The organism is Sphingomonas sp. PEI4 (genome assembly GCF_056679955.1).
In genome coordinates this window covers 2,174,767-2,187,734 of the sequence record NZ_CM155258.1, presented here as the reverse complement: position 1 = coordinate 2,187,734, position 12,968 = coordinate 2,174,767, and the positions used below count along the sequence as shown (strand labels likewise).

13 protein-coding genes are annotated in these 12,968 nt (G+C 64.5%); 8 read left to right on the top strand and 5 right to left on the bottom strand.

The window, feature by feature from the left end:
• Positions 1-140: 140 nt before the first annotated feature.
• Genes AC1MLZ_RS09990 through AC1MLZ_RS09980 form a run of 3 tightly spaced genes read right to left on the bottom strand, consistent with a single transcriptional unit; the run spans position 141 to position 2,911 of the window.
• The gene (locus AC1MLZ_RS09990) at positions 141-1,367 is read right to left on the bottom strand and encodes a class I SAM-dependent methyltransferase (protein WP_480958314.1); all 1,227 of its coding nucleotides are present in this window, start codon (positions 1,365-1,367) and stop codon (positions 141-143) included.
• A 51-nt stretch (positions 1,368-1,418) separates the two neighbouring features.
• The gene (locus AC1MLZ_RS09985; RefSeq protein WP_480958313.1) at positions 1,419-2,180 is read right to left on the bottom strand and encodes a molybdopterin-dependent oxidoreductase; all 762 of its coding nucleotides are present in this window, start codon (positions 2,178-2,180) and stop codon (positions 1,419-1,421) included.
• The gene (locus AC1MLZ_RS09980) at positions 2,177-2,911 is read right to left on the bottom strand and encodes a cytochrome b/b6 domain-containing protein (RefSeq protein ID WP_480958312.1); all 735 of its coding nucleotides are present in this window, start codon (positions 2,909-2,911) and stop codon (positions 2,177-2,179) included. The genes AC1MLZ_RS09985 and AC1MLZ_RS09980 overlap by 4 nt, the downstream gene beginning before the upstream one ends.
• Before the next feature lie 51 nt (positions 2,912-2,962).
• On the opposite strand from AC1MLZ_RS09980, the gene AC1MLZ_RS09975 reads away from it, so the two are divergent.
• Both AC1MLZ_RS09975 and AC1MLZ_RS09970 read left to right on the top strand, forming a co-directional pair.
• Positions 2,963-3,580 (top strand): flavin reductase family protein, encoded by a 618-nt coding sequence (locus AC1MLZ_RS09975; protein WP_480958311.1) that lies wholly within the window; start codon positions 2,963-2,965, stop codon positions 3,578-3,580.
• Positions 3,581-3,645: 65 nt separating this feature from the next.
• Positions 3,646-4,806 carry an MFS transporter gene (locus AC1MLZ_RS09970; RefSeq protein WP_480958310.1) on the top strand — a complete coding sequence of 387 codons (1,161 nt, stop codon included), beginning with the start codon at positions 3,646-3,648 and terminating at the stop codon, positions 4,804-4,806.
• A 317-nt stretch (positions 4,807-5,123) separates the two neighbouring features.
• On the opposite strand, the gene AC1MLZ_RS09965 is transcribed toward AC1MLZ_RS09970, so the two are convergent.
• Both AC1MLZ_RS09965 and AC1MLZ_RS09960 read right to left on the bottom strand, forming a co-directional pair.
• On the bottom strand, positions 5,124-6,449 hold the full coding sequence (locus AC1MLZ_RS09965; protein WP_480958309.1) for an MFS transporter: 1,326 nt from the start codon (positions 6,447-6,449) through the stop codon (positions 5,124-5,126).
• Positions 6,446-6,685 (bottom strand): hypothetical protein, encoded by a 240-nt coding sequence (locus tag AC1MLZ_RS09960; protein ID WP_480958308.1) that lies wholly within the window; start codon positions 6,683-6,685, stop codon positions 6,446-6,448. Before AC1MLZ_RS09960 ends, AC1MLZ_RS09965 begins: the two co-directional genes overlap by 4 nt.
• Here AC1MLZ_RS09960 and AC1MLZ_RS09955 point away from each other — a divergent pair.
• Genes AC1MLZ_RS09955 through AC1MLZ_RS09930 form a run of 6 tightly spaced genes read left to right on the top strand, consistent with a single transcriptional unit; the run spans position 6,684 to position 12,948 of the window.
• The gene (locus AC1MLZ_RS09955; RefSeq protein ID WP_480958307.1) at positions 6,684-7,892 is read left to right on the top strand and encodes a COX aromatic rich motif-containing protein; all 1,209 of its coding nucleotides are present in this window, start codon (positions 6,684-6,686) and stop codon (positions 7,890-7,892) included. The two genes, AC1MLZ_RS09960 and AC1MLZ_RS09955, sit on opposite strands and share 2 nt — an antisense overlap.
• A 9-nt stretch (positions 7,893-7,901) precedes the next feature.
• Entirely contained in the window at positions 7,902-9,902 is a 2,001-nt protein-coding gene (cyoB, locus tag AC1MLZ_RS09950) for a cytochrome o ubiquinol oxidase subunit I (protein ID WP_480958306.1), read from the top strand.
• Between the two features lie 4 nt (positions 9,903-9,906).
• Positions 9,907-10,536 carry a cytochrome o ubiquinol oxidase subunit III gene (gene cyoC / locus AC1MLZ_RS09945; protein WP_480958305.1) on the top strand — a complete coding sequence of 210 codons (630 nt, stop codon included), beginning with the start codon at positions 9,907-9,909 and terminating at the stop codon, positions 10,534-10,536.
• Positions 10,533-10,916, top strand: a complete 384-nt coding sequence (gene cyoD, locus AC1MLZ_RS09940; RefSeq protein WP_480958304.1) for a cytochrome o ubiquinol oxidase subunit IV — start codon at positions 10,533-10,535, stop codon at positions 10,914-10,916. The genes cyoC and cyoD overlap by 4 nt, the downstream gene beginning before the upstream one ends.
• On the top strand, positions 10,916-11,638 hold the full coding sequence (locus AC1MLZ_RS09935) for an SURF1 family protein (RefSeq protein ID WP_480958303.1): 723 nt from the start codon (positions 10,916-10,918) through the stop codon (positions 11,636-11,638). Before cyoD ends, AC1MLZ_RS09935 begins: the two co-directional genes overlap by 1 nt.
• Positions 11,635-12,948, top strand: coding sequence for an ATP-binding protein (locus tag AC1MLZ_RS09930; RefSeq protein ID WP_480958302.1), 1,314 nt, complete (start codon positions 11,635-11,637; stop codon positions 12,946-12,948). Before AC1MLZ_RS09935 ends, AC1MLZ_RS09930 begins: the two co-directional genes overlap by 4 nt.
• Positions 12,949-12,968: the final 20 nt, after the last annotated feature.

The window sequence follows — 12,968 nt, the reverse complement described above, 5'->3', positions numbered from 1 at the left end:
ACACGTGGGTGGTGCGAACCTAAGGTCCCTCCGTCATGCCGGGCTGGTTCCGGCATCCACCGTTCCGCAGACTCGGCAAGCGTAGATCTTGCGGAACGGTGGACCCCGGAACCAGTCCGGGGTGAAGGACTCTGCGGGCTTCACCCCTCCCGCAACGCCCGCTCGCCCTCGATCATGTAGTCGCGCGTCAGCGGTAGGGTCATCCGGCTCTTCGAGAGCTGGATCTGGTAGTTGACCATGCCCCCGGTCCGGAATGCTGCCGCCGCTCCCGCGAGATAGAAGGTCCACATCCGGTAGAATCGCTCATCGTACAGCGCGACGATCGCGTCCTTCGCGGCGACCGTGCGGTCGTACCATTGATCGATGGTCAGCGCATAATGCACGCGCAGCACCTCGATATCGGTCGGGAACATCCGCAGCCCCTCATACCCCTTCACGATCTCCGACAGCGCTGGGTTATAGCCGCCCGGGAAGATGTACTTGGTCGTGAAGGTGTCGGTGACGCCCGGCCCGCCCATCCGGCCGATGGTGTGGAGCAGCATGACCCCATCCTCGGTCAGCAGGTCGCGGCATTTGCGGAAGAACGCCTTGTAATGCGCGGGGCCGACATGCTCGAACATCCCGACCGAGACGATCCGGTCGAACGTCCCGGTCAGCGCGCGGTAGTCGATCAGTTCGAACTTCACCTTGTCGGCGACACCGGCCTCCTCGGCACGTCGGCGGGCGACCTTCAACTGCTCCTCGCTCAGCGTCACGCCCAGCACTTCGGCGCCGGTCTTCGCATGCAGGTACAGCGCCATGCCGCCCCAGCCGCAGCCAATGTCGAGCACGCGCATGCCCGGCTGGATCGCGAGCTTGGCGGCGATATGCGCCTTCTTGTCGCCTTGCGCCTGCTCCAGGCTGTTGCCCGCATCGGTAAAATACGCGCAGGAATATTGCCGGTCGGCGTCGAGGAACAGGTCGTACAGTCGGTCCGACAGGTCATAGTGATGCGCGACGTTCTTCTTCGATCGGCGCGCCATGTTCACGCGGTCGACGCGGTGGACGACCTTGTCGAGCAGCTTGATCGGCAGCGACGGATTGAGCCCGCCACCACGCTCCCACGGGCTGTTGCCCTTGAGCAGATTGACCAGATCGCGGATGTCGCCGCGCTCGATTACCAGACGCCCGTCCATGAACGCCTCCGCCGCGCCGAGCGCCGGGTGGCGGACGATCGCGCCGGCGACACCGGGTTGGGTCAGCCGGATCGTGACCGGGTTATAGGCTGCATCGGGCTTGCCGAAATGCCTGGTCGTGCCGTCCGCATGGATGAGCGTGAGTTCGCCGGTTTTAACCTGCCGGGCCAGGAAACGATCGAATAGGGCCATGCTGCGTTAGCTAATGACTGGTACGGAATTGCGCTACCCCTCGGGGGCGGCTCAGATCCCCGCGTACCAGTCATAATCGACGTTATCTTCCCAATAGCCGCCCTTGCCCTTGCCGATCCCGGTGAGGCTGGCGACCGCGTCGATCGCCATGACGTATTTGGCATGTTTGTAGCCGAGTTGCCTCTCGACCCGCAGCCGGACGGGGGCGCCGTGCGCGACGTCGAGCACCCGGTCGTTCAGCGCCCAGGCGAGAATCGTCTGCGGGTGGAACGCGTCGACCAGGTCGATCGACTCGTAATAGGGCGTGCCGCGATACAGGTCGGCGCAGGTGAAGACGATGTAGCGCGCGGTGCTCTGCAACCCGGCGGCGGTCAGCAGCGCGCCGAGCTTCGGCCCCTGCCACTTGCCGATCGCGCTCCAACCCTCGACGCAATCGTGCCGCGTGATTTGCGCACGTGCGGGCATCCGGCGCAGTTGCGGCAGCGTGACGGACAGCGGCCGGTCGACCAGTCCGCCGACCTTCAGCCGGTAATCCGCGAAATTGTTCGCAACCAGGGCGGTGTAATCCGCCGTCCCCGGATCGCGCGTGCCGTTCGACCGGAAGATCGGCGACATCTGCGCGGGCGTGAACTCGGGCGCGAGCGCGTTGCGGTTCGCCAGCGCGCGTTGCAGGCCGCGATTCATGTCCTCGCCCATGAACAGGATTTTTCGCGCCGACCCGTTCTGGGCGATCTTGTCGCACCCGGTAAGCAGCGCGCCTGCACCGATCGTGGCGCCGGCGACGAGGGCACGGCGGGTAATCAGCGAACTCATGCGACGTCCTCCGGAACTGTCCAACGTCCGGTGATCATCGATCGCACCTCGTTCCAGGTGCCCGCCAGGATGACCAGCGCGATATGGACGACGATGAACAGCACCAGGCCGGTGGCGGCGATGAAGTGGATCGAGCGCGCCGACTGCCGTCCGCCGAACACCTCCAGCAGCCACGGCCATGCCGCATCCATGGTCGGCGACATCGCGAGCCCGGTCAGGATCATCACCGGGATCAGCACGAAGATCGTCGCCACGTAGGACAGCTTCTGGAGGATGTTGTACGCGCCCGGCCGCCTGGGATCGTGGAAGCGGAAGGCGAGATGTTCCTTCACGTCGTGCACGACTTCTCGCGGGGACAGCTCGGCGGCGCGCACGCGGAGGTCGCGCTGGAAATGGCGGTTGATCAGGCTCACGATCATGAACCCGAGCAGCGCGAATGCGAGCACCAGCGCGAACAGCAAATGCCAGCGCCGCGAGATTGCGAGGTTGTAGCTCGTCGGGATGGTCAGCAGGTTGAGCAGCGTGACGACCCAACCCGGCCACTGGTCCAGCGTCGTCCACGCGGTGTCGAAATTGGCGCCATACCGCCCCCAATACAGCCGAGGGTGCGCCTTGAAGATGCCGATCCCGCTGCCGATCATGATGAACATCGCCACCACCGTCACCCCGTGCCAGACGCGCGTCGCCAACCGGTGACGCTTGATCGTTACGGGGGGAGAGGGATCGTTCATGCTCGGTCTTCGCTCTAGCCAGTCGAACCTGAACCTAGCAGGGATATCTGCATGACCGAATGGCATTCTTACGAACCCGCGAACGGCCACCGCCTGCCGCACGACCCCCTCAACGCGATCGTCGCGCCGCGACCGATCGGCTGGGTCAGCACCGTCTCCGCCGACGGCGTGCCGAACCTTGCGCCGTACAGCTTCTTCAACCTGTTCAACTACAAGCCGCCGATCATCGGCTTCTCGTCGATGGGTTGGAAAGACAGCGTGGCCAATATCGAGGCGACCGGCGAGTTCGTCTGGAACCTGGTGTCGCGCGACCTGAGCGAGGCGATGAACACGACCGCCGCAAACGTTGCCGCCGACGTCGACGAGTTCGCGCTGGCGAGGCTGGATATGGCAGCGTCGACCCAAGTGAAGCCGGCACGCGTCGCCGCGTCGCGCGCGCAGTTCGAGTGCAAGGTCACGCAACTGATCCGGCTGGAGACGAAGGAGGGTCGCGCGCTCGACCAGTGGCTGGTGCTCGGCGAGGCCGTGGCGATCCACATCGACTCGGCGATGCTGGAGGACGGCGTGTACCAGACGGCCCGCGCGCAACCGATCCTGCGCGGCGGCGGCCCCGCGGATTACTTTGCGATCACGGAGGATTCCTTGTTCAAGATGCGCCGCCCGGGCTGATAGAGGGGCGATGTTGCGGCGCAGCATTTTTTGAGCCCTCACCCATTCACGAAAGCGATTCTCCCATGAAACCTGTCGATACGCGCATGGCGCTGCTCGCGCTCGCCGTCGGCGGATTCGCGATTGGGACCACCGAGTTTGCCGCGATGAGCCTTTTGCCGCAGTTCGCGCGCGGGCTTGGGATCGACGAGCCGACCGCGGGGCATGTCATCAGCGCCTATGCGCTCGGAGTCGTCGTCGGTGCGCCGACGATCGCGGTGCTGGCAGCGAAGATCGAACGGCGGGTGTTGCTGATCGGGTTGATGACGTTCCTCGGGATTGCCAACGGGCTGTCCGCGCTCGCACCGACCTATCATCTGATGCTGCTGGCGAGGTTCCTTAGTGGGTTGCCGCATGGCGCGTATTTCGGCGTGGGGTCACTGGTTGCGGCGTCGATGGTGCCGCGCGAGAAGCGGTCGCGCGCGGTGTCGCGGATGATGCTCGGGCTGACGATCGCGACGATCGCAGGGGTGCCGCTGGCGAATGGCATCGGCCAGTGGTTCGGCTGGCGCTGGGGCTTCGGGATCGTCGCGATCATTGCTGCCGCAACGGTGGCGATGCTGTTCAGGTTTGCGCCGATCCTGCACCCAGCCAAGAATGCGAGTCCGCTTGGCGAGCTGGCGGCGCTGCGTAACGGGCAGGTGTGGCTGACGCTGGCGATCGGTGCGGTCGGTTTCGGCGGGATCTTCTGCGTCTATACCTATCTTGCCTCGACGCTGACCGACGTGACGGGCGTGTCGTCCGCGTTCACGCCCGTGGCGTTCGCGCTGTTCGGCGTCGGCTTGACGATCGGCACGCTTGTCTGCGCGAAGGCGGCGGACGTGGCGTTGATGCCGGCGGCGGGGATCACGTTGCTGTTCGGGGCGGGGGCGCTTGCTCTGTACGCGCCCGCCACGCCGCATCTCTGGGCTATGTTGCCGGTGGTGGTGTTGATCGGCTGTGGCGGAGGGTTGTCGACGATCCTCCAGACGCGGCTGATGGATATCGCGGAGGAGGCGCAGACCTTGGCGGCGGCGCTCAACCATTCGGCGTTCAATACGGCCAATGCGCTTGGGCCTTGGCTTGGCGGGCTGGCGATTGCGGGTGGGTATGGGCTGCCGTCGACCGGGTGGGTCGGGACGGCGCTGGCGCTTGGTGGGTTTGCGATCTGGGCGCTGTCTTGGACGCTGGATCGTCGGCGGGCCTGACCGAAAGCGCTCTACCTGCCGTTCTCCCGCGGGGGGCGGGAGTCCAAGGTTAGATGTGCTGGCGCTGGTGGCTTCCTGGACCCCCGCCTTCGCGGGGGAGCAGTTCTTGCGGAGACGTTCCCCGAAGCTACTTGGCTGCCACCACCCCGGCGGAGGCCGGGGCCCAATTGGGGAACGGTGCTAACAACGGACAGCGCGTCGTTACCACGGCCTTGCCAATTGGGCCCCGGCCTTCGCCGGGGTGGTGCTTGTCATTTCGGTGTGGTGTTCGTGAGTGCCGGGAGGGGCTGGGCGGTCCGTCCGTCAGCCCCGAACGCTCACCGTGCGATGTCGCGTTTGGCGAGCTGCTTGTTCAGCCCCAGTGCGATCAGCGTGAACACTGCGCCCGAGAAGAGGTACGCGCCGCTTGCCGCCAGCCCGAGCTTGCTCGTCAGCAGCAAGGCCGCCAGCGGGGCGAAGCCAGCGCCGAACAGCCAGGCGAGATCGGTCGTCAGCGCGGAGCCGGTATAGCGATGCTGCGGCGACAGGCTTGACGCCACGGCGCCCGACGACTGCCCGAACGACAGGCCGAACAGCAGGAAGCCGATGCCCATGAACAGGCGCTCGCCGGAGTCGCCGCCATTGAGCAGCGACGGTGCGGCGATCGCGAACAGCGCGATCAGCACGGCGATGGTGCCCAGCATCGTCCGGCGACCGAACCGGTCCGCGAGCAGCCCCGATACCAGGGTCGCACCGAGACCGATGACCGCGCCGACCATCTCGACGACCAGGAAACGGCCCGGTGCCTCACGCGTGTACAGCACGATCCACGACAGCGGGAACACCGTCACCATGTGAAACAGCGCAAAGCTCGCGAGCGGCACGAACGAACCGAGCCAGATCGCCTTCCACTCGGCCTGGATCGTCTCGACCACCGGCGCAGGCTGAAGCTCGCGCTTCTCGTACATGTCCTCGAATTCGGGCGTCACGACGAGGCGGAGGCGGGCGAACAGCGCGACGACGTTGATCGCGAACGCCACGAAGAACGGATAGCGCCAGCCCCAAGCGAAGAAATCCTCGGTCGGCAGCGCGGCGACGAAGAACGCGAACAGGCCGCTCGCAACCAGCAGGCCGAATGGCGCGCCGAGCTGTGGCAACATCGCGTACCAGCCGCGATGCTTTTCCGGTGCGTTCAGCGATAGCAGCGAGGCGAGCCCGTCCCAGGCGCCGCCGAGCGCGATGCCCTGGCCGATCCGCAGCAGCGCGAGAATCACGACCGACCAGTTGCCGACCGACTCGTAGCCGGGGATGAAGGCCATCGCGACGGTCGAGGTGCCCAGCAGGAACAGCGAGATCGTCAGCTTGACGCTGCGACCATAAGCGCGATCGACTCCGATAAAGATGATCGAGCCGATCGGGCGGGCGATGAACGCCAGCGCGAAGACCGCGAACGAATACAACGTGCCCTGCAATCGATCGACATACGGGAAGACAAGCGTTGGAAACACGAGCACCGAGGCAATCGCGTACACGAAGAAGTCGAAGAACTCCGACGCACGGCCGATCACCACGCCGATCGCGATCACGCCGGGGGAGACATGCTCGCTGTTGATGTCGCGAGCGTCGCTCTCGAAGCTCGTTTCGGGAACCGTGTTTGCACTCATTCTTCAACTCGCTCTTTAGGGCGCGGACCCGACGATACGCTCTTTCGACGGATGCGGGCAGGGGCAATTTGTGCTACCCCGCGTAATGATAAAACCATGCCGATGTTGCAGTGCAACGCCCATTGGACAAATTGTCCACTGTAGCGCAACGCAACCGAGGCGTAGGGGGACGCAATGACCGTCGTGAAATCGCTTTCCCGCCCGAAAATTTCGGCCTTCAAATGGTTGGCCGCCATGCCTTTAGCGCTGCTTACGAGCGGTTGCGATTGGGTGGTGATGTCGCCGTCGGGCGATATTGCAGTGCAGCAGCGCGATCTCGTCCTGATCTCGACGGGGCTGATGCTGCTGATCATCGTGCCGGTGATCTGCGCGACGTTGTTCTTCGCGTTCCATTATCGCGCGTCCAACAAGTCGGCCAAGTACGAGCCCAAATGGGATCACTCGGTCGGGCTCGAGCTGATGATCTGGGGTGCGCCCCTGCTGATCATCATCGCGCTCGGCGCGCTGACCTGGACCAGTACGCATCTGCTCGATCCGTACCGTCCACTCGGCCGGATCAAGCCCGATACGCCGACGCTCGCGAACAACGTGCCGGTCGGCAATCTGGTCGACAGGCAGCAGGCGGGCAATGGTGCCAATGGCGCCGGCAAGCCGCTCGAGGTTCAGGTCATCGCGCTCGATTGGAAGTGGCTCTTCATCTATCCGGAATACGGCATCGCCACGGTCAACGAGCTGGCCGCGCCGGTCGATCGGCCGATTCGCTTCCAGCTGACCTCGTCGTCGGTGATGAACGCGTTCTACATCCCTGCGCTCGCCGGCATGATCTACACGATGCCCGGCATGCAGACGACGCTGAACGCGGTGATCAACAAGCCCGGCAATTACGAGGGCTTCTCGTCCAACTATAGCGGCGCGGGCTTCTCGGGCATGCGGTTCCGTTTCCACGGCGTCGACGATGCCGGCTTCCAGGCCTGGGTCAACCAGGTCAAGCAGCGTGGCGGTGGCCTGAACCGTGCAAGCTATCTCCAGCTGGAGAAGCCAAGCGAGAAGGTCCCGGTCCGCTATTACAATGCGGTCGAGGCGAACATGTTCAAGCTGGTCGTCGAGCAGTGCGTCCAGCCCGGCAAGCCCTGCATGTCCGAACTGATGCACGGCGCGAAGGCTGGCGTTCACGGCGGCGACTCGCACAGCGGCATGGCGATGCCCGGCGTGAACAACGGCAAGGGCCCGCAGGATTCGTCCGAGCGTGTCGAAGGCGCGCTGATGAAGGATGCCGGCGAGAAGGGCAGCGGCAACCACTGGACCGCGCCTGCCGACATCAAGAAGGACGGCGCCAACAGCGCACCCGGCTCGCAGCAGAACCGCAATCACACGATGTTGATGCCCATCAACGGGCGCACCCCACTCACACAGCCGGGCACGCGCCCCGTCGCGAACGGCTAGAGAACCATCATGAACGACACCCTGTTGAAGACTATCTTCGGCCGCCTGACCCTGGAGTCGCTGCCGCTGCACGAACCGATCGTCGTCGCCACCTTCGCGATGGTCGCGATCGGTGGTCTCGGCCTCGTAGCGGCGCTGACCTATTTCAAGGTCTGGGGCTATCTGTGGAAAGAATGGTTCACGAGCGTGGACCACAAGAAGATCGGGATCATGTACATGATCCTCGCGATCGTCATGCTGCTGCGCGGGTTCTCCGACGCGATCATGATGCGCGCGCAGCAGGCGATCGCGTTCAACGGCTCGGAAGGCTATCTGACCGCGCACCACTATGACCAGGTCTTCACCGCGCACGGCGTGATCATGATCTTCTTCGTGGCGATGCCGATGGTCACGGGCCTCATGAACTATGTCGTCCCGCTCCAGATCGGTGCGCGCGACGTGTCGTTCCCGTTCCTCAACAATTTCAGCTTCTGGATGACCACGGCCGGCGCGATCATCGTGATGATGTCGCTGTTCATCGGCGAGTTCGCGCGGACCGGTTGGCTGGCGATGCCGCCCCTTTCGGGCCTCGCATACTCGCCCGACGTCGGTGTCGATTACTATATCTGGGCGTTGCAGATCGCGGGCATCGGGACGCTGTTGTCCGGCGTCAATCTGGTCGCGACGATCGTCAAGATGCGCGCGCCCGGCATGACCATGATGAAGATGCCGATCTTCACCTGGACGTCGCTCTGCACCAACATCCTGATCATCGCCGCCTTCCCGGTGCTGACCGCGGTTCTCGCGATGCTGTCGCTCGACCGCTACATCGGCACCGCGTTCTTCACGAACGACGCCGGCGGCAACCCGATGATGTACGTCAACCTGATCTGGATCTGGGGTCACCCCGAGGTCTACATCCTGGTCCTGCCCGCGTTCGGCATCTTCTCGGAAGTCACCTCGACCTTCTCGGGCAAGCGCCTCTTCGGCTACAGCTCGATGGTCTATGCGACGCTCGTCATCACGATCCTCGCTTACCTCGTCTGGCTGCACCACTTCTTCACGATGGGCTCCGGCGCGAGCGTGAACTCGTTCTTCGGCATCACCACGATGATCATCTCGATCCCGACCGGGGCCAAGATCTTCAACTGGCTGTTCACGATGTACAAGGGGCGGATTCGGTTCGAACTGCCGATGATGTGGACGATCGCCTTCATGGTGACCTTCACGATCGGCGGCATGACCGGCGTGCTGCTCGCGGTGCCGCCAGCCGATTTCGTGCTGCACAACTCGCTGTTCCTGGTCGCGCATTTCCATAACGTGATCATCGGCGGCACGCTGTTCGGCATGTTCGCCGGGATCAACTACTGGTTCCCGAAAGCGTTCGGCTTCAAGCTGGACAAGAAGTGGGGCACGATCTCGTTCTGGTGCTGGGTCGTCGGTTTCTACTTCGCGTTCATGCCGCTCTACGTGCTCGGCCTGATGGGCGTGACCCGCCGGATGCGCTATTTCGACGATCCGAACCTGCAGATCTGGTTCGTCATCGCCGGCGTGGGCGCGGCGATGATTGCAGCGGGTATCGCTGCGTTCCTGATGCAGATCTTCGTCAGCATCCGTAACCGCGAGGCGCTTGCCGATCATAGCGGCGACCCTTGGGGTGGCCGCACGCTGGAGTGGTCGACGTCGTCGCCGCCGCCGGAATACAACTTCGCGTTCACGCCGATCATCCACGATCTGGATGCCTGGTACGACATGAAGGACCGCAAGCACACGCGCCCGGTCTCCGGCTTCAAGGCGATCCATATGCCCAGCGGCACCGGCACGGGCGTCGTGCTCGCCGGGCTCAGCGTGGCATTCGGGTTCGCGATGATCTGGTACATCTGGTGGCTCGCGGGGCTGGCGCTGCTCGGCATCTTCGCGACGACGATCTTCCACACCTTCAACTACAAGCGCGACTTCTACATCCCGGTCGAGGACGTGATCGCCAGCGAGGACGCGCGCACCCGCCAGCTCGCGACCCAGGGAGCCTGACGCGATGTCCGCTACACCGATGAACAAAGAGGGCGAGCCGGTCTCGTTCTACGAGATCGACGAGCACGAGCATCCGGAGGGCAGCAGCACGATGCTGGGCTTCTGGATGTACCTGATGAGCGATTGCCTCATCTTCGCGGTGCTGTTCGCGGCCTATGCCGTGCTCGGCAACAGCTATGCCGGCGGGCCCAGCCCGAAGGAGATCTTCGAGCTGCCGCTGGTGGCGGTGAACACCGCGATGCTGCTGTTCTCGTCGATCACCTACGGCTTCGCGATGCTGTCGATGGAGGAAGGGCGCCAGCGCATCATGCAGATGTGGCTGGTGTTCACCGGGCTGTTCGGCCTGTGCTTCCTGTCGATCGAAATGTACGAGTTCGCCACCCTTATCCATGAGGGCGCAGGGCCGACCCGCAGCGCGTTCCTGTCGTCGTTCTTCACGCTGGTCGGCACGCATGGCCTTCACGTCACGATGGGCCTGATCTGGCTCGTCACGCTGATGGTGCAGGTCCAGAAGCACGGCCTGATCGCCGCCAACAAGCGCCGCCTGATGTGCCTCAGCATGTTCTGGCATTTCCTCGACGTCATCTGGATCGGCGTCTTCACCTTCGTCTATCTCATGGGCACCCTACGATGAGCGATCCCCAAGCACCGGCGAACAACCCGCACGCCGATCACGACCACGACAACGGCGCCGCACACGGCACGCGGGGCAGCTACCTCAAGGGGTTCTTCCTCTCGGTCATCCTGACCGCGATCCCGTTCTGGGCGGTCATGACCGGCGCATTCAAGGACCCGTCGACCGCGGCGCTCGTCGTGATGGTGTTCGCGGTCGCGCAAATCGTCGTCCACATGATCTACTTCCTGCACATGAGCGGCAAGTCGGAGGGCGGCTGGACGATGATGGCGCTGATCTTCACGATCATCCTCGTCGTCATCACGCTCGCGGGGTCGATCTGGGTCATGTACCACATGAACGCGAACATGATGCCGATGCAGGCCGCGGCAGACATGTGATGCAGACGCGACCGGGCCCTGCCGTCTATGTAGCAGGCCTGGTCGCACTGCTGCTGTTCGCCGGGTTCATGGCGCTCGGCATCTGGCAGGTCGAGCGTCGCGCCTGGAAGCTCAACCTGATCGAACAGGTCGCGGCCCGCGCGCACGCCGCGCCGGTTGCGCCGCCGGGGCCCGCGTCATGGGGCGCGATTGCCGCCACCAGCGATGCCTATCGCCGGATCCGGCTCGACGGCACCTTCGATAACACGCGGGAAACGCTCGTCCGCGCGGCTACCGCGCTCGGCAGCGGCTATTGGGTCGTCACGCCCTTGCGGACCGTCCAAGGCTTCACCGTCCTCGTCAACCGCGGCTACGTCTCGCCCGAGCAGCGCGTCGGGCATGGCAAGCCGATGGGCCGGGTCACGATCACAGGGTATCTCCGCATCACCGAACCCGAGGGCGGCTTCCTTCGCAGCAACGATCCCGTCGCGGGCAACTGGTATTCGCGCGACGTCGCCGCAATCGCCAAGGCGCGCGGTCTCTCGAACGTCGCGCCTTATTTCGTCGATGCGGACAAGTCAGGTAGTGCCGCTCCCGTCGGCGGCCTTACGATCATCGCCTTCCCGAACAGCCACCTCGTCTACATGCTGACTTGGTTCGCGCTCGCCGCGATGACTGTGTTCGCGTTCGTTGTGTTCGTACGCCAGGATACGCGCAAGCGGCACGGGTCCGCGGACGCATGACTTCGGCGTCGGCACGCCAGGGCTGGCAACGCTGGCTCGCGCTCGCCACCGCGCGTACCGACGCGACCGGCAACGCCAACATGCGGCAACTGGTGACGCTGCGCTGGATCGCCGTCGCCGGCCAGTTCGTCACGATCTTGTTCGCGCGCTTTGCCCTCGGCTTCGACCTTCCGCTCTTGCCTATGATGGCGGCGCTTGCCGCCGCGGTCGGCCTCAACCTTGCGAGCATGCCGCTTTATGGGTGGCGCAAGGGGGCAAACGTCCAGCTCCTGCTCGCCCTCCTGTTCGACGTCGGCTTGCTCACCACCCAGCTCTATCTCGCGGGCGGGGCGAGCAACCCGTTCATCTCGCTCTACCTGCTCCACGTCGTGCTCGGCGCCGTGCTGCTCGATCGCTGGTCGAGCTGGGCGATCGTCGTCGTCACCGCGGCCTGTTTCGGCCTGCTCACGCTCTATTACCGACCGCTGGTCCTGCCGGCCGACTACAGCGGCGAGTATTTCATCCTCTACACGATCGGCTCGCTGCTCTGCTTCATGCTGATCGCGACGCTGCTCATGCTCTTCATGACCCGCATTACGGGCAATTTGCGCGCCCGCGACACGCGCCTCGCCGACCTCCGCCAGCAGGCTGCGGAGGAGGATCACATTGTCCGCATGGGCCTGCTCGCGTCGGGGGCCGCGCATGAACTCGGCACGCCGCTCGCATCGATCGCGGTCATCCTCGCCGATTGGCGTCGTATGCCAGTGCTTGCCGACGCTGCCGACCTTCAGGCCGAAATCGTCGAGATGCAATCCGAGGTCCAGCGCTGCAAGGCGATCGTCACCGGCATCCTGCTTTCTGCTGGCGAAGCCCGCGGCGAAGCGCCCGAGATCATGCCGCTCCACCAGCTCCTCGACGGGATCGTCGACGAATGGCGTGCGGTGCACGCCGGCGTCGAGTTCGACTATACCACCCGGGTCGGCGACGATCCGCAGGTCGTGTCCGACCCCGCGCTCAAACAGGTGATTGCCAACGTGCTCGACAACGCCGCCGAAGCCTCGCCGCACTGGGTCGCGTTCCGCGGCGAACGCAACGACGGCAACCTCGCGCTGATCGTCCGTGATCGCGGCCCCGGCTTCAGCGACGAACGGCTCGCCAGTTTCGGCAAGCCCTATCAATCGAGCAAACGCGAACCCGGCCACGGCCTCGGCCTGTTCCTGGCGGTCAACGTCATGCGCAAACTCGGTGGCGGCGTGTCCGTCGTGAACTGCGAAGGCGGCGGCGCGGAAGTCACGATCACCATGCCCCTCTCCGCGATTGCCCTCTCGTGACGGACGCCATGACGGACGCC

Coding starts and splice junctions, on each gene's coding strand:
- AC1MLZ_RS09990 (WP_480958314.1), bottom strand. CDS start 1,367: ATGGCCCTATTCGATCGTTTCCTGGCCCGGCAGGTTAAAACCGGCGAA.
- AC1MLZ_RS09970 (WP_480958310.1), top strand. CDS start 3,646: ATGAAACCTGTCGATACGCGCATGGCGCTGCTCGCGCTCGCCGTCGGC.
- AC1MLZ_RS09955 (WP_480958307.1), top strand. CDS start 6,684: ATGCCTTTAGCGCTGCTTACGAGCGGTTGCGATTGGGTGGTGATGTCG.
- cyoC (WP_480958305.1), top strand. CDS start 9,907: ATGTCCGCTACACCGATGAACAAAGAGGGCGAGCCGGTCTCGTTCTAC.
- AC1MLZ_RS09935 (WP_480958303.1), top strand. CDS start 10,916: ATGCAGACGCGACCGGGCCCTGCCGTCTATGTAGCAGGCCTGGTCGCA.
- AC1MLZ_RS09985 (WP_480958313.1), bottom strand. CDS start 2,180: ATGAGTTCGCTGATTACCCGCCGTGCCCTCGTCGCCGGCGCCACGATC.
- AC1MLZ_RS09930 (WP_480958302.1), top strand. CDS start 11,635: ATGACTTCGGCGTCGGCACGCCAGGGCTGGCAACGCTGGCTCGCGCTC.
- AC1MLZ_RS09975 (WP_480958311.1), top strand. CDS start 2,963: ATGACCGAATGGCATTCTTACGAACCCGCGAACGGCCACCGCCTGCCG.
- cyoD (WP_480958304.1), top strand. CDS start 10,533: ATGAGCGATCCCCAAGCACCGGCGAACAACCCGCACGCCGATCACGAC.
- AC1MLZ_RS09965 (WP_480958309.1), bottom strand. CDS start 6,449: ATGAGTGCAAACACGGTTCCCGAAACGAGCTTCGAGAGCGACGCTCGC.
- cyoB (WP_480958306.1), top strand. CDS start 7,902: ATGAACGACACCCTGTTGAAGACTATCTTCGGCCGCCTGACCCTGGAG.
- AC1MLZ_RS09980 (WP_480958312.1), bottom strand. CDS start 2,911: ATGAACGATCCCTCTCCCCCCGTAACGATCAAGCGTCACCGGTTGGCG.
- AC1MLZ_RS09960 (WP_480958308.1), bottom strand. CDS start 6,685: ATGGCGGCCAACCATTTGAAGGCCGAAATTTTCGGGCGGGAAAGCGAT.